This is a genomic window from Methylobacterium jeotgali, assembly GCF_022179345.1.
Classification (GTDB): Bacteria; Pseudomonadota; Alphaproteobacteria; order Rhizobiales; family Beijerinckiaceae; genus Methylobacterium; species Methylobacterium jeotgali.
Window position 1 is genome coordinate 40,422 of sequence record NZ_BPQR01000041.1, and the last position, 19,608, is coordinate 60,029.

17 protein-coding genes and 1 pseudogene are annotated in these 19,608 nt (G+C 72.0%); 8 read left to right on the forward strand and 10 right to left on the reverse strand.

What is annotated here, in order from left to right:
• Positions 1 to 26 precede the first annotated feature (26 nt).
• Genes pxpB through MFF04_RS12290 form a run of 4 tightly spaced genes read left to right on the forward strand, consistent with a single transcriptional unit; the run spans position 27 to position 3,443 of the window.
• Positions 27 to 740 (forward strand): 5-oxoprolinase subunit PxpB, encoded by a 714-nt coding sequence (gene pxpB, locus MFF04_RS12275; RefSeq protein ID WP_238276157.1) that lies wholly within the window; start codon positions 27 to 29, stop codon positions 738 to 740.
• Positions 737 to 1,747 carry a 5-oxoprolinase subunit C family protein gene (locus MFF04_RS12280; protein ID WP_238276158.1) on the forward strand — a complete coding sequence of 337 codons (1,011 nt, stop codon included), beginning with the start codon at positions 737 to 739 and terminating at the stop codon, positions 1,745 to 1,747. The genes pxpB and MFF04_RS12280 overlap by 4 nt, the downstream gene beginning before the upstream one ends.
• Before the next feature lie 41 nt (positions 1,748 to 1,788).
• Entirely contained in the window at positions 1,789 to 2,895 is a 1,107-nt protein-coding gene (locus MFF04_RS12285) for an apurinic/apyrimidinic endonuclease family protein (protein WP_238276159.1), read from the forward strand.
• Positions 2,892 to 3,443 (forward strand): RBBP9/YdeN family alpha/beta hydrolase, encoded by a 552-nt coding sequence (locus MFF04_RS12290; protein ID WP_238276160.1) that lies wholly within the window; start codon positions 2,892 to 2,894, stop codon positions 3,441 to 3,443. The genes MFF04_RS12285 and MFF04_RS12290 overlap by 4 nt, the downstream gene beginning before the upstream one ends.
• Here the strand turns inward: MFF04_RS12290 and MFF04_RS12295 are convergent, their stop codons facing one another.
• Positions 3,444 to 4,493 (reverse strand): YcjF family protein, encoded by a 1,050-nt coding sequence (locus MFF04_RS12295; RefSeq protein ID WP_238276161.1) that lies wholly within the window; start codon positions 4,491 to 4,493, stop codon positions 3,444 to 3,446.
• Positions 4,494 to 4,693: 200 nt separating this feature from the next.
• Here MFF04_RS12295 and MFF04_RS12300 point away from each other — a divergent pair, with 200 nt between their 5' ends.
• Both MFF04_RS12300 and MFF04_RS12305 read left to right on the forward strand, forming a co-directional pair.
• The gene (locus tag MFF04_RS12300; RefSeq protein ID WP_238276162.1) at positions 4,694 to 6,208 is read left to right on the forward strand and encodes a hypothetical protein; all 1,515 of its coding nucleotides are present in this window, start codon (positions 4,694 to 4,696) and stop codon (positions 6,206 to 6,208) included.
• 281 nt (positions 6,209 to 6,489) lie between these two features.
• Positions 6,490 to 7,191, forward strand: coding sequence for an AprI/Inh family metalloprotease inhibitor (locus MFF04_RS12305; RefSeq protein ID WP_238276163.1), 702 nt, complete (start codon positions 6,490 to 6,492; stop codon positions 7,189 to 7,191).
• Positions 7,192 to 7,200: 9 nt separating this feature from the next.
• On the opposite strand, the gene MFF04_RS12310 is transcribed toward MFF04_RS12305, so the two are convergent.
• From MFF04_RS12310 to MFF04_RS12340, 7 genes are all read right to left on the reverse strand, one after another.
• On the reverse strand, positions 7,201 to 8,163 hold the full coding sequence (locus MFF04_RS12310) for a M48 family metallopeptidase (RefSeq protein WP_306308051.1): 963 nt from the start codon (positions 8,161 to 8,163) through the stop codon (positions 7,201 to 7,203).
• A gap of 10 nt (positions 8,164 to 8,173) precedes the next feature.
• On the reverse strand, positions 8,174 to 8,734 hold the full coding sequence (locus tag MFF04_RS12315; RefSeq protein WP_238276164.1) for a LemA family protein: 561 nt from the start codon (positions 8,732 to 8,734) through the stop codon (positions 8,174 to 8,176).
• An 81-nt stretch (positions 8,735 to 8,815) separates the two neighbouring features.
• Positions 8,816 to 9,664, reverse strand: coding sequence for an FTR1 family iron permease (locus MFF04_RS12320; RefSeq protein WP_238276166.1), 849 nt, complete (start codon positions 9,662 to 9,664; stop codon positions 8,816 to 8,818).
• A 31-nt stretch (positions 9,665 to 9,695) separates the two neighbouring features.
• Entirely contained in the window at positions 9,696 to 11,099 is a 1,404-nt protein-coding gene (locus MFF04_RS12325; RefSeq protein WP_238276168.1) for a 4Fe-4S binding protein, read from the reverse strand.
• Positions 11,100 to 11,115: 16 nt separating this feature from the next.
• A complete protein-coding gene (locus tag MFF04_RS12330) occupies positions 11,116 to 11,454 on the reverse strand; it encodes a cupredoxin domain-containing protein (protein ID WP_238276169.1) in 339 nt (112 codons plus the stop codon).
• 29 nt (positions 11,455 to 11,483) lie between these two features.
• Positions 11,484 to 12,044 carry an iron transporter gene (locus MFF04_RS12335; protein WP_238276170.1) on the reverse strand — a complete coding sequence of 187 codons (561 nt, stop codon included), beginning with the start codon at positions 12,042 to 12,044 and terminating at the stop codon, positions 11,484 to 11,486.
• A gap of 147 nt (positions 12,045 to 12,191) precedes the next feature.
• Positions 12,192 to 13,700, reverse strand: coding sequence for a glucosamine inositolphosphorylceramide transferase family protein (locus MFF04_RS12340; RefSeq protein WP_238276171.1), 1,509 nt, complete (start codon positions 13,698 to 13,700; stop codon positions 12,192 to 12,194).
• A gap of 437 nt (positions 13,701 to 14,137) precedes the next feature.
• Between MFF04_RS12340 and MFF04_RS12345 the strand changes: the two genes are divergently transcribed.
• Both MFF04_RS12345 and MFF04_RS12350 read left to right on the forward strand, forming a co-directional pair.
• Entirely contained in the window at positions 14,138 to 16,189 is a 2,052-nt protein-coding gene (locus MFF04_RS12345) for a GumC family protein (protein WP_238276172.1), read from the forward strand.
• Positions 16,189 to 17,493, forward strand: a complete 1,305-nt coding sequence (locus MFF04_RS12350; protein ID WP_238276173.1) for a VpsF family polysaccharide biosynthesis protein — start codon at positions 16,189 to 16,191, stop codon at positions 17,491 to 17,493. Before MFF04_RS12345 ends, MFF04_RS12350 begins: the two co-directional genes overlap by 1 nt.
• On the opposite strand, the gene MFF04_RS12355 is transcribed toward MFF04_RS12350, so the two are convergent.
• Together MFF04_RS12355 and MFF04_RS12360 are read right to left on the reverse strand one after the other, a co-directional pair.
• The gene (locus tag MFF04_RS12355) at positions 17,477 to 18,736 is read right to left on the reverse strand and encodes a glycoside hydrolase family 5 protein (protein WP_306308050.1); all 1,260 of its coding nucleotides are present in this window, start codon (positions 18,734 to 18,736) and stop codon (positions 17,477 to 17,479) included. The two genes, MFF04_RS12350 and MFF04_RS12355, sit on opposite strands and share 17 nt — an antisense overlap.
• Positions 18,733 to 19,578 (reverse strand): annotated as a pseudogene (locus MFF04_RS12360) (glycosyltransferase); the annotation flags it as partial. The pseudogene MFF04_RS12360 and the gene MFF04_RS12355, both read right to left, overlap by 4 nt.
• Positions 19,579 to 19,608: the final 30 nt, after the last annotated feature.

The window sequence follows — 19,608 nt, forward strand, 5'->3', positions numbered from 1 at the left end:
CCCCGCGTCCGCCTCACCGTGGGCCGGTGCCGATCCGATTCCTGCCTTGCGGCGATACCGCGCTGACGGTCGAGTTCGGTGCCGGCATCGATCCCGGCATCAACGCCGCCGTTCTGGCCTTCGAAGCGCGGGTCCTCGAGACTGCGCCGGCCGGTGTCATCGAGACCGTCCCGACCTACCGGTCCCTGACGATCCACTTCGATCCCTGCCTCACCGATCCGGCGAGCCTTCGGGCGACACTGCTTTCCCTCCATGCCGAAACGCCGCGTGCCCGCGTGCGTGAAGCGCGCCTCTGGCGCGTCCCCGTCGTCTACGGAGGCGCGTTCGGGCTCGATCTCGACGACGTGGCACGCCATCACGGGCTGACGAGCGCCGAGGTGATCGGGCGGCACGCGGCGCCGGAGTATCGCGTCGCGATGATCGGCTTCCTGCCGGGCTATGCCTATCTCGCCGGTCTCGATCCGTCCCTCGCCCTCTCGCGCCGTCAGACGCCGCGCCCGACGACGCCGGCCGGGACCGTGTCGATCGGCGGGGCGCAGGCCCTGATCGCGAGCGTGGCCGCGCCGAGCGGCTGGCACCTCCTCGGCCGCACGCCGGTGCGGGGCTTCATGCCGGGACGGGACCCCGTCTTTCTGTTCGAGCCCGGCGACCGCATCCGCTTCGTGCCGACCGACCCATCCGCCTGGGACGCCCTCGACCGGGCGGCGCAGGCGGGCGAGGCTGTCGCGGAGCGCGCATGAGCCCGACGCTTCAGGTGGTCGAATGCGGGCCCGCGACCGGGATCCAGGATGGCGGCCGCCTCGGGTTCCAGCGGCAGGGGCTCTCGCCCTCCGGTGCGATGGACCCGGTCGCCCTCGCCGCGGCGAACGCCCTCGTCGGCAATACAGCTTGGGAAGCGGCCGTCGAGCTCGCCCTCGTCGGCGGCCGCTTCCGCGCGTCGGGCGGTCCCATCCGGCTCGCTCTCGCCGGCGCGCCTCTCACGTTGCGGGTGGATGGCACTCCGGTGGCGGATCACCGGTCCTTCACGCTGCCGGACGGCGGCAAGCTGTCCGTGGGACCGTCCCCCGCCGGCGTCTTCGCCTATCTGGCCGCGCGCGGCGGCTTCGCGATCCCCGAACAGCTCGGCAGCCGCTCGCTTCACGCCCGGGCGGCGCTCGGCGGCCTCGACGGTCGCCCCCTGCGCGCCAGGGACCGCATACCCCTGCGCGAGACCTTGCAAGCTGGGGGTGAGCACGCCCTGCCGTCGCTCCCGCTCGACGCGGAGGAACCGCTGCGGGTCGTCCTCGGCCCCCAGGCCGACCACTTCACCCCGGAGGGGATCGCACGTTTTCTCGAGTCGACCTTCACCGTGTCGCACCGTGCCGACCGGATGGGCATCCAGCTCGACGGGCCGGAGATCGCGCATGGCCCACAGGGCTTCAACATCGTCTCCGACGCCACCGTCGCCGGCTCGGTGCAGGTGCCGGGCTCCGGCCGGCCGATCGTGCTGATGGCGGATCGCCAGACCACCGGCGGCTACCCGAAGATCGCCACCGTGATCTCGGCGGATCTGCGCCGTCTGGCCCAGCGCCGGACCGGTCAGCCGGTGCGCTTCCGAGCGGTCGAGGTCGAGGAGGCCGTCGCCATCGCCCGCGCCCATGCGGCATGGATTTCGGGACTGCCGGACCGCCTCGCTCCGGTCCTCTCTGACCAGGAGCGTCTGCTGCGGGCGAATCTCGCCGGCGATGCGGTCGACGCCCTCGGCTGATCTGGTGGGTGTCGAATCCGGCCGAGCGGCGTTGTCGAGGCATGATCGAGACCTTGACCGGCGAGGCCCCCCGCCTCGGCTTCTGCTGCAAGTTCATCCCCGACCCGCCGGCGGTGCCCTTCAAGACCAAGAAGGCGGAGCGCGAGGCGCTGCTGGCCATGAACGTCACCACCGCCACCCTCGCCTACCTGCAGCGGCTTGGCCCTGCGGCCGCGACGGACAAGCTGATCGAGATCGTCGGCCACAACCTCGACGCGCTCGCGCGGCAGATCGCATGGGTGGCGGCGCGCCCGCCCCTGGAGCGGCTGCTGCGCATGGCGAGCTCGCTCCTGCCGGGCTACACGCATCCCTTCGCGGTTCCGCTCTACGCGGAGCCCGTTCTGCGCGATCTCGTGGCGACGCGGCTCGCCGAGGTCGGCGCCCTGGCGCGGTCGGGCGGCGTGCGCCTCAGCTTCCACCCCGGCCCGTTCTGCCTCATCGCGACCCGCAGCGAGACCGCCCTCGCCAACGGTCTGGACGAGCTGCACTACCACGCTGACCTGTTCGGCATGATGGGCTACGGCGGCGGCTGGCACCCGCATGGTGCACACGTGAACATCCATGTTGGCGCGGGCGATCCCGGCGTCGAGGGCTTCCGGCGGAACTTCGCGCTGGTCTCTCAGGCCGCCCGCGACCTGCTCACGATCGAGAACGACGAGAACCTGTTCGGCCTCGATGAGGTCCTGAAGCTTTCCGACCTCGTGCCGATCGTCCTCGATCTCCACCACCACTGGGTCGCGAGCGGCGGCGAATACATCGAGCCCGATGATCCGCGGATCGCGCGGGTTCTGGCGTCGTGGCGGGGCGTCCGCCCCATCGCGCATGTCAGCGTCTCCCGCGAGGCCCTGCTCCCCAGCCACGACGCCGACGCGCTGCCGGATTTTGCGGCGCTGCGCGAGGCGGGCCATTCCTGGCGCGATCTCGCGGCCCACTCAGACCTGATGTGGAACCGGGCGGTCAACGACCTCGTCGGACGGCACCTCGCCTGGGCCGATTTCGAGATCGAGGCCAAGGCGAAGAACCTCGCCTCGACGGGCATCGCCGCGCATCTCACCGAGGTGGCTGCGCCTCGACGGAGCCCGGCCGAGGCGCTATCGCGGGCCTCATGAAGACCGCCGATTGCGACATCCTCGTCATTCCCGGCCTGCGCGGCTCGGAGGAGGAGCACTGGCAGGCGCGCTGGGCGAGCCGCCTGGCCACCGCGCGCATCGTCGAGCAGGACGACTGGCACAGCCCGGCCCCCGGTCCCTGGTGCGGCCGCATCGTCGAGGCCGTCGCGGCGGCGACGCGGCCGGTGGTGCTCATCGCCCACAGCCTCGGCGTGGTCGCGAGCGTCGAGGCGGCGCCGCGCTTCGCCCCCGGCGTGGTGCGCGGCGCGCTGTTCGTCGCCTTCCCGGACGTCGAGGAGACGCCGAACCTGCCCGAGTCCGTGCGCGCCTTCGCGCCGGTGCCCCGCGACCCGCTGAGCTTCCCGTCGCTGACGGTGGCGAGCCGCAACGATCCCTATTGCAGCTACGAGCGGGCCGAGGACTTCGCCCATGCCTGGGGCTCGCTGATCGTCGATGCGGGCGAGGCCGGGCACATCAACGTCGCGAGCGGACACGGGCCGTGGCCCGAGGGGCTGATGCGGCTCGCGGGCTTCCTCAAGAACCTCTGATCAGAGCGGCTTCGCGCTGTCTCGCTCGGTCTCCGGGGCGGCGCGCAGCAACTCGCCCGCCACGTCGGCCAGCCGCGGCGGCTCGGCTCGGACGTAGGGCAGCGGACGGCAGACCGCGATGGCCGCGAGGCCGAAGCGGGCGGTCATCAGGCCGTTCAGCACGCCCTCGCCGAGCTTCGCGGAGATGCGCGCGGCGAGCCCGAGGCCAAGCACCTGCTGCATCATGCTCTCGCCCACCGCCATGCCGCCCGTGATGGTGAGATGCGCGAAGGCGGCCCGCGCCAGCCGCACGAAGCCGAGGAAGCCGGGGCGTCCGCCATAGATCCCGGCGATCCGCCGCAGGAGCCGCGCCGCCGAGAACACCACGAAGGCGACGTCGACGATGGCTCGCGGACTGAGCGCCGTCACCGCCGAGACCTGCTTGGCCGCGTTCGCCACCGCCGCCTGCGCCTGCCGGTCGAGGGAGGCGAGCAGCTCGCTCTCGGCGACGCCGAGCCGGTCGTCCACGTCGAGGATGGCGTCGTCGAGCTCCTTGAGCCGATGGCGCGCACCGTCGAGCGCCGGCCGCCCGCCGTAGAGCGCGGCCAGCTCCCGCACGACGCCCTGGGCACCCGTGTGGTCCCGCGCCGCGATCGCGGCGAGCGCCTTCTCCCGCAGCCGCTCGATCTGCCGCTCGCGCAGCAGCCCCGCCGCCTCGCGGCCGACCATGGCGAGGAACGCCACCGCCGCCACGACGACGAGCGCCAGCGCGACGGCGCCGAGCCAGGGCGCCGCCTGGAAGAGATCGGCGACGAGCCGCTCCACCGAGAGCCCGACCGCGATGGCGACGAGGCTGCCGAGCGCGCCGAGGAACAGCGAGCCCCAGGGTACGCCGCGCCGGGGCGCCACCGGCACCGGCGTGCCGTCCGCCGCTTCCACAATCTCGAACGGCTCCTCGACGATGCGCACCTCAGGCGCAGCCCGCTCCGCGACGCGCGGCGGCGCGGCGCCGTCCGTCTCGGGCTCGGATCGCGACAGCCTGTAGGCCCTCGGGCGTTGGCCGGAACTCATCGTGACCCTTCCCTCCCCGGCCGCGTCCGCACGGCGACGGGGAGATGAGGCGCCCCCTCCCCCTTTCCAAGGTCCGCCGCCGAAGGCCGCCGGGACGCCTGTTGCGAAAATCCGGCGGCCGCCCGGATTTCGCCGACGCGCCCTCTTGGTCGTTCGGCGAAATCGGGCAATGATTCCGGCGACACGCGGAGGGGATTGCCGTGACGTTCGCCTACACGGTCACCGTCGTCGACAGCGTCGGGCATTCCTACGACGCGGCGCTTCAAGCCGATACGCTCGCCGCCGCGGCGGAGTGGTCGCGCAACCTCTACGGGCGCGGCACCATCGACATCCAGGTGACGGTCTCGAACAATACCAGCATCGGCACCGCCAACGGCGGCCCGGCGACGAGCGTCTACGCCGGCACCCAGAACGGCATCATGGTCTATCGCGGCGGGGCGGAGCACGAGCTGCGCACCGGCATCGACCCGAACGGCTCGGCCCCCGACATCCTGATCACCATCGATCCGAACTTCATCACCCGCTACCTCTATCTCGACCCGAACCCGGCAAACCCCTCGCCCGTGCCGAGCAACCTGGGCGACGGCATCGGCGTGCTGGAGCACGAGATCGGGCACGGGCTCGGCATCATCGGCTACCGGGACGACGACACCGGCGCGCTCTCGAACGCCGCCTCGCCCTGGGATCTGCTCGTCCGGCTGAACGCGGACGGCTCGGCCGACTTCACCGGCGCCAACGCCGTCGCGGCCTATGGCGGCGCCGTCCACGTCACGACCGAGCGCAACGCCGAGCAGTTCTACCATCTCGGCAGCAGCCGCAGCGACGCCATCGCCACCGACCTGATGTCCGGCTACGGTCTCGCCACCGGCCAGACCCACCGTGTCTCGACCGTCGACCTCGGGATCATGGCCGATCTCGGCCTGTCCGTGTACGGCAGCCTCGACGGCAACCCGCTCGTGGACGCCATCTTCTACCTGCGCGGAAACCAGGACGTCGCCCGCGCGCATCTCGACCCCGGCGCCCACTACAGCGGAAGCGGGTGGCACGAGGGACGCGACCCGAACGCCTTCTTCTCCACCAACGGCTACCTCGCCGCCAACGGCGACGTCCGCGCGGCTGGCGTCAACCCACTGACGCACTACGACAGCAACGGCTGGCGCGAGGGTCGCGACCCCTCTGCCAGCTTCGACAACGAGCTCTACCTCGCCCGGAACCCGGATGTGCGCGCCGCCGGCATCGATCCGCTGACGCACTACCTCACGAGCGGCATCTTCGAGGGCCGGCAGGCCTACGCCGCCATCGGCCGCGCGAGCGACCTAACCGTCCATCCCGGCTTCGACGCCGAGTACTACCTGCTCGCCAACCCCGACGTGGCCCGCGCCGCGATCACCGTTGGCGGCGACAGCTTCGCCTTCGCCTACCGCCACTTCGAGGATCACGGCTGGCGCGAGGGCCGCGACCCGAACGCCTTCTTCGACACCGACGGCTACCTGGCCGCCTACGGGGACGTGCGCGCGGCGGGCATCGACCCGCTCGCCCATTACGACCAGTACGGCTGGCGCGAAGGCCGCGACCCCTCCGCCGCCTTCGACACCCGCGCCTACGAGGCGACCTACGGCGACGTGCGCGCAGCCGGCATCGACCCGCTGCTGCACTACCTCACCAACGGCGCCCTGGAAGGCCGCAGCAGCTTCGGCGACGGGCATTTCGGTTGAGCCGGGACGGGCGGAGGGGAGACCGCGGTGGCGCTCCGTCCGAGGGCGAGGCCGAGCGCTCGCCGGATGCGGCGGCGGCGCGCGCGATGCTCGAGGAGCGGCTGGCGCGATGCAGCCCGGCGGAGGCCGCCGCCTTCTGGAAGGCGGTGCGCCGCTGCTACGCCGGGGCCGTCGAGCCGGAGAAGGGGCGGGCTTGATCGCTGCCCCCGTGCCGGCCGGCACGCCGGCTCGCGCGATCCTCGCCTAGCGTCCGCGACGGATCATCCGACCGGACCGCCGCCATGCCGCACCCACGACGCCTCGCCTTCGCAGCCCTGGCGCTCCCGTTCGCCCTGCTGCTTGCCTTCTCAGCGAGGGCGCAGGTCTCGCCCGAGATCGTCAAGGACAGCCTTGGTGAATGGCTCATCGCCACCGACGACGGTGCGCCGGGCTGCCGGGTCACGCTTCTCCCGGAAAAGGTCGGCGCCCTCTACGCCGCCAGGCCCGCCGCCGACTGCGCCGCCCGCGACAAGCGCCTCGGCCAGGTGAGCGCGTGGTCGCCGGAGGACGGCATCCGCCTTCTCGACGCGAAGAAGCGGGTCGTGCTGGCCTTCCGCGAGGACGAGACCACCCTGATGAAGACGCTCCCCGACGAGGGACCGACGTCGATGCTCGTGCGGGCGAAGCCCGGCGTCGACCGGGCGCCGCACGCCCCGGCCCTGTTCGGGACCTGGGTGCTGCGCCGGCCGGACGGTCCACCGCTCTGCGAGGTCACGCTTCTCGACAAGCCGCCGCCCGGCGGCGAGGAGAGCTTCGCGCTCACGGTCGGGACCTGCGACGCCTCCGTGAAGCGCCTGCGGCTCGCCTCCTGGCGCGTCGAGGGCTTCGAGCTGATGCTCTCCGGCACCGGCGACGGCTCGCTCGCGCTGGTGCCGACCGCGCAGGGCTTCGAGAAGGCGGAGCGCGAGGGCGGCAAGCCGCTCGTCATGGTCCGCAAGACCTGAGAGCCGCTCCTACAGCGCCCGCCCGGCCGCGTAGCGGGTGAGCGCTGCGATGCGGTCGTCGATGCTCGGATGCGTGGCGAAGAGGTCGGCGATCCCCGAGCGCGGGTTGTCGACGCATAATTCCATCACGCCGGAGGGGGCGCCCGCGAGCTCGCCGCGGCCGGAGATCTTCAGGAGCGCGGTGATCATCGCGTCGGGGTTCTTGGTCAGCTCCACGGCGCCGGCGTCGGCCACGTACTCGCGGGTCCGAGACAGGGCGAAGCGGATGAGCTGCGAGAGGAACCAGACGAGGCCGATCAGCAGCGCGCCGATGAGGACCGCCGGCACCGAGCCGCCCTTCCGATTGCCGCTCGGGCGGTAGCCGCCGCGCAGCAGCAGCTCGGCGACGAAGGCGAAGATGCCGGCGATTACCACGGCGATCATCATGGTGCGCACGTCGTCGTTGCGGATGTGGGTCAGCTCGTGGGCGAGCACGGCCTCGATCTCCCGGTCGTCCAGCGCTTCGAGAAGCCCGGTCGTCACCGTGACGGCGTACTGGCCCGGGTTGAGGCCCGTCGCGAAGGCGTTGAGGGCCGGGTCCTCGGCGATGCGCAGGGCCGGCATCGGGATGCCGCGGGAGATGCAGAGATTCTCCAGGAGCCGATAGAGGCGCGGCGCTTCGGCGGGGCCGACGGCGGCCGAACCGACGGTGCGGTCGATGATCGCCTGGTGGACGCGGTAGGCGATCCAGAGCCACAGGAACGCCGCGACGAAGCTGAGAGGCCCGAGCCAGACGAGATCCTGCGCGGCGGCCGAGAGGTAGCTCGACAGCTCCGGCCGCATCCCGCGCGGGAGGTTGCCCGAGGCGCCCCGGACCACGAGATCGATCCCGTAGACGAGCACCAGCACGAGGCCGAACAGGATACCGACGAGCACCCGCGAGCGGAGCTCGTTGCGCCTCACATGCGTGTAGAGCCCGTAGGCGGGCAGCATGGCGGGAGGCTCAGAACCGCACCTGCGGCGGCGCGTCGAGGCTCTGCCGCTGGGTCTCGCCGACGTCGAAGAAGCTCTGCGGCGTGAAGCCGGCGCTGCGGGCGAAGAGCGCCGCGGGGAGCGCGCCGATCGCCGCGTTGTACTCGGCCACCGCGTTGTTGAAGAAGCGCCGGGCGGCGGCGAGCTTGTCCTCGATGTTGGACAGGTCGTTCTGAAGGGACTGGAAGTTGGCGCTGGCCTTGAGGTCGGGATAGGCCTCGCCGAGGGCCACGAGCCGGCCGATCGCCCCCTGCAAGGCCGCCTCGCTCGCCGCCTGCTGGCCAGGGCCCTGGGCGGCGACCGCGGCGTTGCGGGCCTTGATGACGTCGTCGAGCGTGCCGCGCTCGTGGCCGGCATAGCCCTTCACGGCCTCGACGAGATTCGGGATGAGGTCGTGGCGCTGCTTGAGCTGCACGTCCACGTCGCCGAAGGCCTGGGAGACCCGCTGCCTGAGGGCGACGAGGCCGTTATAGGTGACGACGAGCCAGATCAGCAGGATCAGCGCAACGGCGCCGACGACGAGCCATTCCATGGTCCGACCCCCGTGCCGCTGCGAGTCGCGGCCCGGCGGAAGATGTAGGGGCCGGGGCGTCGCCGCAACGTGCGGCAGCGCTCAGGCCGCGCGCACCGCCGGACGAGGCTCGTCCTTGCGCGCCCGGCCGCCGCTTCCCTTGCCGAGCTGCATGAGAGCGACCATCACCGCGATGGTGCCGACATAGGCGATACCCTGAGCGATCGTCGGCCGGTCGGTGTAGCCGACGAGGGCGTGGAGCACGCGGCCGGGCAGGCTGTTCTCGGTCAGGTAGGCGGAGGTGTTCCACATCTGCTGGTCGAGCACCGTGACGATCCCGGCATTGGTCAGGAACTGCACGGCCTGGGCGGCGAGGCCGGCGGCGAGCAGGATGATGAGCGCGCTCGTCACCGAGAACACGTAGCGGCTCGGGATCGAGGCGAGGCCGAAATAGCTCACCGCCGAGAGCAGCACGCCCGCGCCGACGCCGGCCAGCGCACCGACCTGAAGCTCCGCGCCGGAGGTGCCCGAGGCGACGAGCCCGTAGAGGAACAGCACCAGCTCCGCGCCCTCGCGCAGGATCGCGGCGCCGACCACCACGGTGAGCGCGGCGGCCGAGCGCTGGCCGCTGCGAACCGCCTCGCCGGTGGCGCGCAGCTCGCCGGCGAGCTCGCGGCCGTGCTTGGCCATCCAGGTGTTGTGCCAGATCAGCATCACCACCGCGAAGAGCAGGACGGCGGCATTCAGGACATCCTGGCCGGTGCCCTCGAAGGCGTCGGAGATCCGCTCCGCGAAGATCGCGACGAGGCCGGCGCCCGCGAGGCCGAGGAACACGCCGAGCCCGATCCAGCGGCCGCGGCCGGGGATGCCCCGCGTCGCGGCCATGACGATGCCGATGATGAGGCCGGCCTCGATGACCTCGCGGAAGGCGATGATGAAGGCGCCGATCATGCGCGTTCTCCGTGCCGTGAGGCGAGCCGCCTCACCAGATCCAGAAGAGCAGAGCCCAGTTCGCGACCGCGACCGCGACGGCCGCGGTCACCGCCAGGGTCGCGCCGACACGGCGGAGACCGCCGGCCGACAGTCCGGCGACCTGCCAGGCCAGCGCCACGCTCCACAGGCTCGCGCCGGCGAGCAGCCCCGCGCGCATCTCGGCGACGTAGGGCACGACGATGCCGTCCCCGCGCAGGAAGGTGACGGTCAGCGCCGAGAGGCCCAGGAACACGCCGCAGCCCGCGACAGGAATGAGCGTCTGGGTGAGATGGTGGAAGCGATCCGCCGACCAGGGCCCGAGCACGCGTGCCGAAACCGCGACGAGGAGCGCCAGCGCCAGCCCGATCGCGATGCAGGCGGCGACGATGTAGCCGACGAGGAGCGCGCCATCGAGCAGCGTCAGCACGTCGTTGCGGTCGGGATAGTTGGTGAGCACGAACCACGGCAGGCTGTGCTCCAGCGGCCAGGTGATCCCGTGCGCGATGAGGAATGTGGCGCCCGCCTGCTTCGCCTCGATGAACCAGGGGCTCGACGACCACTGGAAGGCGCCGATGGCGAGGCCGATCATCCCGAACAGGATCAGCACCGTCTGCTGCGGGCTCGGCTCGGAGCCCGCGACGTGGACGATCTCGTGGTTGGGCGAGCGCCGGGCGAGGCGCACCGCGCCGCGATAGCTGCTGCAGCGCCCGCACATGTGGCAGGGGCCGGAGCCGCGCATCGCCTTCACCGGCACCAGGGGCGCGCAGGTGAAGGCCTGCTCCTTCGGCGGCTTCGGCGAGGCCGCCCAGGCGGCGCCGTCGACCTGGAAGCTGACGGGCGCGAGCTTCGAGAGCACGGCGAAGACGCCGTTCACCGGGCAGAGGTAGCGGCACCACACACGCTTGTCGCGCCCGTAGAGCAGGCCGACGCCGATGGCCGCGACCGTCGAGCCGCCGAGGATGGCGAGCGCCGGCTTCGGGTAGCCGTAGACGCTGACCATCTGGCCGTAGATCGTGGTCAGCGCGAAGGCGACGAAGGGCCAGCCGTTCCAGCTCAGCCAGCGCGGCACCGCCCGCCCGAGGCTCCAGCGGCTGGCGACCTCGGTCAGCGTGCCCTCGGGGCACATCACCCCGCACCAGGCCCGGCCCACGAGGATCATGCTGACGAGCACGAACGGCCACCAGATGCCCCAGAACGCGAACTGCGCGAAGAGCGTCAGGTTCGTCCAGATATGCGCGGTGCGGTCCGGCAGCGGCAGGAAGGCCGGCACCGCGACGAGCACGGCGTAGACCGCGACGATGCCCCACTGCACCCCGCGGATCGCGCCCGCGTGCCGGCGCATCCACTCGCCGAGATCGACGAGGCGGCGGTCGATCCAGGCATCGCCGGGTCGGCTGAGGACGGTCGCCGCCACCGCTTACCGGGCCACGTTACTTGGCCACCAGCGTCGCCCGCGCTTCCGGATGGAAGTCGTCGAAGACGTCGTAGGTGCCGGGATCGATGGTGCGGAACACGATGGCCGAGGTCACGCCCGCCGCCAGCACCTTCTCGCGCTTCAGGTCGAGGCTCTCGAACTCGACCGGGGAAGTGCCGGTGTTCGAGATCTCGAGCTTGAATCGGGTCTTGGCCGGCACCTCGATGACGGAGGGGATGATGACGCCGTCGCGCATCTCCACCTTGACCACCGGCATCTCCTCCGCGCGCGCCGACGCGGCCGCCGAGAGGACGGCGAGCGCGAGCGCGGCGGAGCGAAGGAGGGCGTGGGACATCGGGGCCGGGTTCGATGGATGGTCCGGGCTCAATAGGCGCCCTTCTTGCCGGTTCCGGCGAAGGTGAAGTCCTGGATCACGTCGAAGGGCTTGAACCACTCGGCGACCCCGGTCTCCTTGTCGACGTGGCGACCGAAATGCTGCGCCGGTCCGGGGGGCGCCACGGTCAGCTTGAGGCGGTAGCGCCCGGGGCCGGAGAGCTTGACGTTGTCGCCGTAGTGGGGGCCGTCGTTGGCGACCATCTGCATCAGGGAGCCGCTCACCTTCGGCCCGGTGGCGGCGTCGCCCTCGAGCTTGGTGATCTCGAAGCTCACGGCCAGCGCCGGCACCCAGTCGCCCTCGGCGAAGCCGTTGCGGTTGTCCTTGGCGGCGCGGATGTCGGCCTCGAGATGGATGTCGGACTGCGCGGCCGCGCGCATCATGTCCGGCGGATCCATCTCGATGGGCTGGAGATAGACCGCGGCCACCTCGAGCCCGTCGCGGGTGGTGGGCGGGCCGATCGGCGTCTCCTTGGCGAGCGCGGACCCGGCCAGCGCGGGCGCGAGCAGCAGGGCGGCAGCGAGGCCGAGACGGCGTGCGGCGATCAGCATGAGCGTGCCTTAGACCCGGCCGGCCGGCCGCGAAAGAGGCAAGTTCGCCACATACACAAATGAGAATAGTTATAATCTACCCGAGGCTTAGCCCGCTCGCCGGATGCGGGTGGCGAGGCCCGCCGATCGCTGCCGGGAACACCCGCGCTAGCGCGGAAGACCCGGCAGGCGCGGGGCGCGGGCCGAGCCGTCGATGAACTCGAAATGCTCGGAGCGGTTCAGGGTGTGGATCCGCGAGCCGCCCCAGAGCGGCCCGGATCGGATCACGGTCTCCACCGTCTGCGCGTAGCCTTCGTCGTCAAGGCGATCGATCCGGGCGAGAGCGAGGGCGTTTCCGTAGCCGCGCTCGCAGTTCTGCGCCGGGCGGATCAGGCGGCCGTTGCGCGAGATGATGCGCCCGGCGGGCCGCGCGGAGGCGATGTCGACGAGCACGGGATTGGCCGGGTGCGGCGTCCACGGCCCGCGAAAATCCGGCGCCGACCAGACATGCAGCGCGTCGGAGAAGGAGCCGCCGCCGAACGGCGCCTCGGCGCGAGCCGGGCAGACCGTCGCGAGCATCCACCAACGCCCGTCCTTCTGGATCAGCGTGGCGTCGCTGGCGACGAGGCCGGAGACCAGGGTCGCCTCCTTCCGCCAGCCGCCTGGAAAGTCCGTCGCGCGGTAGAGGTCGATCGTCTCCGCGGCCCCGCTCTCGGGGATCATCCAGACCGAGCCTTCGGCCTCGAACACGAAGGGGTAGGAGAGGTGGTGGGGCTCCTCCAGCACCGGAACCGGCGTGCCCTTCGGCCCCCCGGGGCCGAAGCGGAGCGCCGAGATCACGCCCTTGTCGATCGCGTGGATGTACTCCTCGACGAAGACGAAGCCTTCGCCGTCCCGTTCGATCGGGAACGGGTCCGCGTAGAAGCGGCGCCCGTCGTCCGGCATGTCCGTCCAGCCGGTCTCGGGATGGCGGCGCAGGTCGATGAGGTCCGGCCCGTCCAGCCGGCGCCAGCCGACCCGCCAGTGGGGCGCCCGATAGCAGAGATGATAGAGCCGCTGCGCGATCGAGCGTGCAAGCAGCCGGCCGCCATAGGCGGCGAGGTAGGAGGCCGGCAGCCTGGGCAGAGGCACGGCGGGCTGCGGCGCGGCGGTCCCGTCGCCGGCCGGAGGCCGCCGGAGGGCGGCCTCGACCATCCCGGCCGTGCGCACCAGCGCGTCGTTGAAGGAGGGCAGCAGCAGTCCGCGCATCTCGGTGCCGACCCGCCCGGCGATGAGGGGACGCCCGTTCTCGGAGATCGCGACGAAGGGCGCGTGTCCGGCGAGCAGGCTGCCGAGAAGCGCCGCCTCTCCGGGCGCCCCGTCGAAGGTCAGGCGCAGCGTCCGGGCAGCGCCTTCCGGCGCGTCGCCGCAGAGGTCGAGGAGCAGGTCCGGAACGCCATCCCCCATCGGATAGGCGGCGAAGGCGGGATCGCGGGCAGGCTCCTGCGCGCCGGTCCGCGGCATCCGCGCGATCAGGCTTTCGAGGGAGAACAGGGTGTCAGCGCCCTCCGGCCAGCCGACCGGCCCCGGGCGGGCATCGACCTCGACGCGGGTGTCGGGCAGACCGGCGAGGCGCGCCAGAAGCTGCTCGTGCCAGCGCCGCGGACGCCGGCCGTCGATGCGGACGCGGATCCTCACGGCCTCTGGCCCTGCACCGGGGCCGGCGTCCGCGGAAGTCTCCGGGGCGGAGGAGGATGAGGGATCTGCACGGAGGGCTCGCGAAGGCGTTCGCGATCTGTACGGGGCCGGCGCCGTTCCTGTCCAGGCACGGCCCGCGCCGAGTTCGGCCGAGAGCCAAGATTAAGGCTTAATAAGCCTTTCGGGATGACGTTTCGTCCACCAAGCCGGGACCAAAAGCCCGCCGCAGGGTCCTATCCCAATCACAGGCCCCGCTCCGTAAGCGATTTCTGCATGAATCCCGTTCAATCAGTTTGGAAAGAGGCAATCGAGTCCGCATGAGAATTGCGTGATTCGAGACTGATCGACCTCCTTGTCGCATTTTGAAGCAATGTTGGCTTGGCGTGACACAGATTGATCGAACACTCGCCGTCGCTCCCTGGGTCGATCCCGCCGGGATGCGCGGCTTCGAGCCCGCCCAGCCCGACACCACGGCCGACGTGGCCGATCTCGGCCGTATCCTCGCGCGCCGGCGCAGCCTCATCCTCGGCACCGCCGCGCTGCTCGGCCTTCTGGCGACGCTCTACGCCTTCCTGACCCCCTCCCTTTACACGGCCGTCTCGCAGATCCTCATCGACCCCCGCGACCGGCAGGTCGTCACCAACGACATCAATCCCGGCGCGCTCTCGCCCGACGGCGGCGTCACGCAGGTCGAGAGCCAGGTCCGGGTGATCGAGTCCGAATCCGTCCTGTCGCGGGCTGTGGCTGAGGCCGGCCTCGTGGACGATCCCGAGTTCGGCGCGCCCTCCGACGGCATCGTCGCCCGCACCATGCGTTCGCTGCGCGAGTCGATCCTCGGCGCCGCGCCCCCCGTCGACGCCAGGCAGCGGGCGCTGGACAACCTGCGCCGCCGGCTGGCGGTGAAGCGGGCCGACAAGGTGTTCGTGGTCGACGTCATCGTCACGACGAGGAACCCGGAGAAGTCGGCGCGGATCGTCAACGCCATCGCCCGCGCCTACCTCGTCGACCAGAGCGCCTCGCGGGCCCAGGCGGCGGAGCGCGCCTCGGGCGAGCTGCTGGCCCGCCTCGACGACCTTCGCGCCGCCGTGAACGCCGCCGACGACAAGCTCGAGACCTTCAAGGCGCAGAACGGGCTCATCGCCTCCAGCGGCCGCCTCGTGAACGAGCAGCAGCTCACCGACTCCAACACCCGCCTCACCGCCGCCCGCGGCCGTACCGCCGAGGCCAAGGCGCGGCTCCAGGGCATCCGCGACGCCCGCGGCCGCGTCGTCGGCTCCGGCGCGACGCCGGAAGCGATCCAGTCCACCGTGATCGAGCGCCTGCGCTCGCAATACGCGGAGCTCGCCGCCAAGGAGGCGGACCTGCGCACCCAGCTCGGCGAGCGCCATCCCTACATCGCCGCGACCCGCACGCAGATGCAGGACGTCCGCCGCCTCATCGACGGTGAGCTGAACCGCATCGCCCAGGCCGCCGAGACCGAGTACCAGCGGGCGCAGGCCAACGAGACGGCGGTCGCCGGCGAGCTGGAGCGGCTCCAGAAGGCTTCGGCCGTCACCGCCCAGTCGAGCGTGCGCCTGCGCGAGCTGGAGCGCGAGGTCGAGGCGAGCCGCGCCGTCTACAACGGCTTCCTGCTGCGCTCCCGCGAGATCAAGGAGCAGGCCGGCGTCGACACCACCAACGCCCGCATCATCTCCGTCGCGCAGCCGCCGCAGGACCGGAGCTGGCCGCCGCGCTTCTTCATCATCGCCGCCGCCCTCGCCAGCGGCCTTGGCATCGGCACCGGCCTGGCGCTCGCCAAGGAGTACATCGAGCCGACCGTGCTCTCCCGCGCCCAGGTCGAGCGCCTGTGCCGGGCACCTGTGGTCGGCATCCTGCCGCGGCTGACGAACCCCGCCGGCGGCGCCAGCGCCACGGCCGCGAGCTTCGCCATCGATCATCTCGCCGGCCCGAGGCGCGGGCCGCAGGACGCGCGCTCGACGAGCGTGCTCGTCACCTCCGGCAGCGCCGACGCCGCAGAGCGTCGCGACGCCATCGACCTCCTCGCTGCCGTCGCCGTGGCGCGGGGCGACCGGGTGCTGGTGATCGACGCCGACTCCCGCGGCGTGCATCCGAACGAGCGCGGGCTCCTCGACATCCTGCGCGGCGAGGAGAGCCTTCACGCGGTCTGCGTGGAGGATGCCGCCACGGGCGCGCGCCGCCTCGGTCTCGGCGACGCCACGAAGCCGGTGCGCGAGGCGATGCAGCACGAGAATGTCGAGCGGTTCATGGCCGCCGTGCGCAATCGCTTCGAGCTGATCCTCATCAACGGCGGCACGCTCTCGGAGAACCTGCGCGTCGGGCCTCTCGCCGGCTCCGCAGACCGCCTGCTGCTCGTCGTGCGCAACGGCGAGACCCGGCAGCGCGACCTCCTGACGATCCTCGACGCGGCCAACGCCCTCGGCCGCCCCGTCTCCGCGACCCTGCTGATCGACCAGCGCAAAGCGGCGTGATGGCAGGCGCGGGCTTCCAGGCCGCCACGCTCGGGACGGGCGCCTACGCGCGGCGCCCGGGTCTGGCTGCGCGGAGCGAGCGGGCGCTGCTGTGCCTGCTCGTCCTCGTGCTGCTAGCCGTCTCGGGCGGCCTGCTCTGGGTCGTCGGCCTCAACTACGAGGGCCTGACCGGCTCGGCACCCCAGAAGATCCATCCGGCGACCTACCTCGCCGTGCTGCTCGTGGGCTGGAACGCGCTGCGCGCCGGCAACCCGGTCGCCTACGCGGCGGAGGCGGCGCGGGCGCGCCCGGCGAGCGCGCTCTTCGCCGGCGTCGGCCTCACCCTGCTGGTGCTGATCGCGGCGCGCGGCGGCGCGGGGCTCGCCGGCTCCATCGACACCTACGTGCTGCCGGCTCTCGTCGTCGTGCTCCTCGCCGACCGGGACGAGATGACCCTGAAGCGCCTGGAGACCATCATCCACGCGGTGATGTTCGCCAACGCGGCGCTCGGCCTGTTCGAGCTCGTGAGCGGGCAGCGCTACTTCCCCTTCCGCCTCGACGGCCAGGTCTTCGAGACCGACACCCGATCCGCCGGCCTCCAGGGGCACCCGCTCACCAACGCGACGCTCACCGCCTGCTACGTGCTGATGCTGGTCACGGGCGGCGGCACGCTGAGCCCGGCGCGGCGCGTGGCGATGATCGGCTTCCAGTTCGTCGCCCTCGTCGCCTTCGGCGGCCGCTCGGCGGCGGTGGTCGCGCTGATCTTCTCGGCGGGCTACGTGCTCGTGCCCCTGCACCGGACCCTGCGGGCCGGGCGCGTGCCGCTGCTTGCCGCCACCGCGCTCGTCTTCCTCGTGACCCTGATCCCGATCGGGATCGGGGGGCTCGCCGCGACCGGCTTCTTCGACTCGCTGCTCGCGCGCTTCCAGTCGGACGGCGGCAGCGCCAACGCGCGCATCGAGATGTTCGAGCTGTTCGGCCGGCTCTCGCTGCACGACATCATCGTCGGGCCCGACCCGAACGTGGTCGAGAGCCTGCGGCGCATCAACGGGCTCGAATGGGGCATCGAGAACCCGATCATCAAGAACGCGCTCTACCACGGCGCCTTCATGGCCGCGGTCGAGGTCTTCACCTGCGGGCTGTTCCTCTACGAGGTCAGCCGCCAGTGCCGGCGGGGCCTCGCCCTGCCGATGATCGCCTTCGTGATGCTGGTGAACACCTACGAGAGCCTCGGCGGCAAGACCACGCTGCTCGCCAAGTTCGCGGTGATGCTGCTGGTGCTCTACCGGCCCTGGCCGGGCGGGCGGCCTACGGGCCGGCCTTGAGCCCGAGGGCTGCGGCCACCGCCGGATCGAGCCGGCGGGTCGCCTCGTCCATGATGCCGAGCCCGTCGAAGATGTTGTGCACGGCCCAGGGGAAGCCCGCCGCCTCCGCCGCTTCCCGCATGTCGCGCAGGTAGCGGGCCCGGTCGGGCGCGTCGGAGGCGGTGTAGCGCGCGTCGCTCTTCAGCGCGCCGAACTCGCCGAGCAGGATGTCGCCCGCCGGAATGCCGTAGATCGAGGCCCAGGCCGAGACCGGCGCCAGCGCCCGGTCGAGGAAGGCGCGGTCCGGCGCGGCGGCGAAGTACTCGGTGAGCTTCGATTCGGTGAGCGCGTAGACCGCGCGCTTCTCGGCTTCGGTCGACTGCCGGTCCGCTCGCATCCGCTCGCGGACCCGCGCGAGTGTGCGCTCGCGGGTGCCGGCGCTGCCCGGCCAGGGCACGCCGTTGAGCGAGCGGTAGAGCGGATCGCCGATCCACGGCGCGCCCTGGTGGCTGAACAGGTACGGCTCGTAGCAGTGGAACGTGAAGAGCACCGGCCCGAGCGCCCGGATCGGCTCCGGATCGAGGCCGACGAGCCCCTGGACCATGCTGCCGCAGGCCCCCGTCGCGACGAGGGTGAGCGCGGGCGCCTCGCGACGCGCGGCCTTCAGCAGGCCGTCCTGAACCCGCGTCCAGGCGCCGGCTCCGCAGGCCTGCGGCGGCTCGTTGACGGGCTCCAGCGCCACCTTGTCCTGCGAGCGCTTCGTCAGCCGCCTCGCGATCTCGGCGACGAGGCCGCGATAGGCGGGCAGCAGCGGCGCGGCCTCCGAGCCGTAGAGGTTCGCCGGGCTGTAATGGTGCGTCGCCTCGTTGCCCTGCACGTTGACGACGACCTTGAGTCCCTCCCCCAGGCAGAGGTCTATGGCGGCCGTCAGCTCGCCAAGCAGGATCTCCCGGTGCGGCCCGATGAAGGCCAGGAACGGCCCCGGATCGAAGGGCAGCCGCACGAAATCGAGACCGGCCTGCGCCAGCCGTCGGAGGTCGGCGCGGGTCGGCACCGGACGCTCCGGCTGGAAGGGCGGCCAGTCGAAATCCCGGCGCGGCGCCGGGAATTCCCGCGTCAGCGAGAACCAGGGCCAGAGGTTGATGCCGCGCTTCAGGCGCAAGGGGGCCGGCGCGGCTCCGAGGGCGGCTCCGGCTGGAAGGGCGAGCGCCGCCCCGCCGCCGAGGAGCAGCCCGCGCCGGGTCGGGCCGGGCAGCGGTCTCATCCGGCCCGCGTCGGGAGGCCGTCGCCCGCCCTGCCCTGCTCCGGGAGCCGGGCCGGGCCGGTGCCGGCAAGCGCGCGAAGCTCACTCTCGTAGGTCGCGAGGATGGTGTCCCAGTCGAACTCGGCGGAGCGGGCGCGGGCGGCCTGCCGGGCGGCGGCCACGGCGGCATCGTCGGCGATCACCCGGTCGAGGGCCGCGGCGCAGCCCTCCGAGTCGCGGAAGTAGAACTGCCCCGGCCCCGCCGTGCCGCGGTTGTAGGGATTGTCGTGGGCGATCACGGCGCTGCCGGCCCACAGCGCCTCGACCAGCGACGGGTTGGTGCCGCCGACCGTATGGCCGTGCAGGTAGGCGCGGGCATGGAAGCGCAGCGCCTTCACCATGGCGGGGTCGTAGATCGCGCCGGGGAACAGCACCTCGTCGCTGGCCGACGCGCGCAGGGCGCGATGGTACTCGCGCTCCTGCGAGAGATTGCCGAGCACCACAAGCTTCACGCCCCGGCGCTTGGTGGAGAAGGCCTCCACCAGGGTGTGGATGTTGTTGTCGGGCTCGATGCGGGCGATCGAGACGAGGTAGCGGTCCGGCGCCAGGCCCATCGCCTCGATCGGCGCCGGGGCGGCCGCCTCGACGGGATCGCCGCCGTAGGGAATCGTGGCGATGGCGCTGCGCGGGCGGCGCGTCGCGAGATGGTCGGCGATGATCGGATGGTCGGCCACGAGCCGGTTCGAGGCCCAGGCGGCGATCCACTCGTTGACCCAGAACCAGGCGCGCACCGGCATCGACCATTTCGGCCGCTTCCACTCGATGCCGTCCATGTTGGTGAGGATCGGCCTTCCTGCCCTGGCTGCGCCTCGCCGGAAGGCCGATCCTCACCA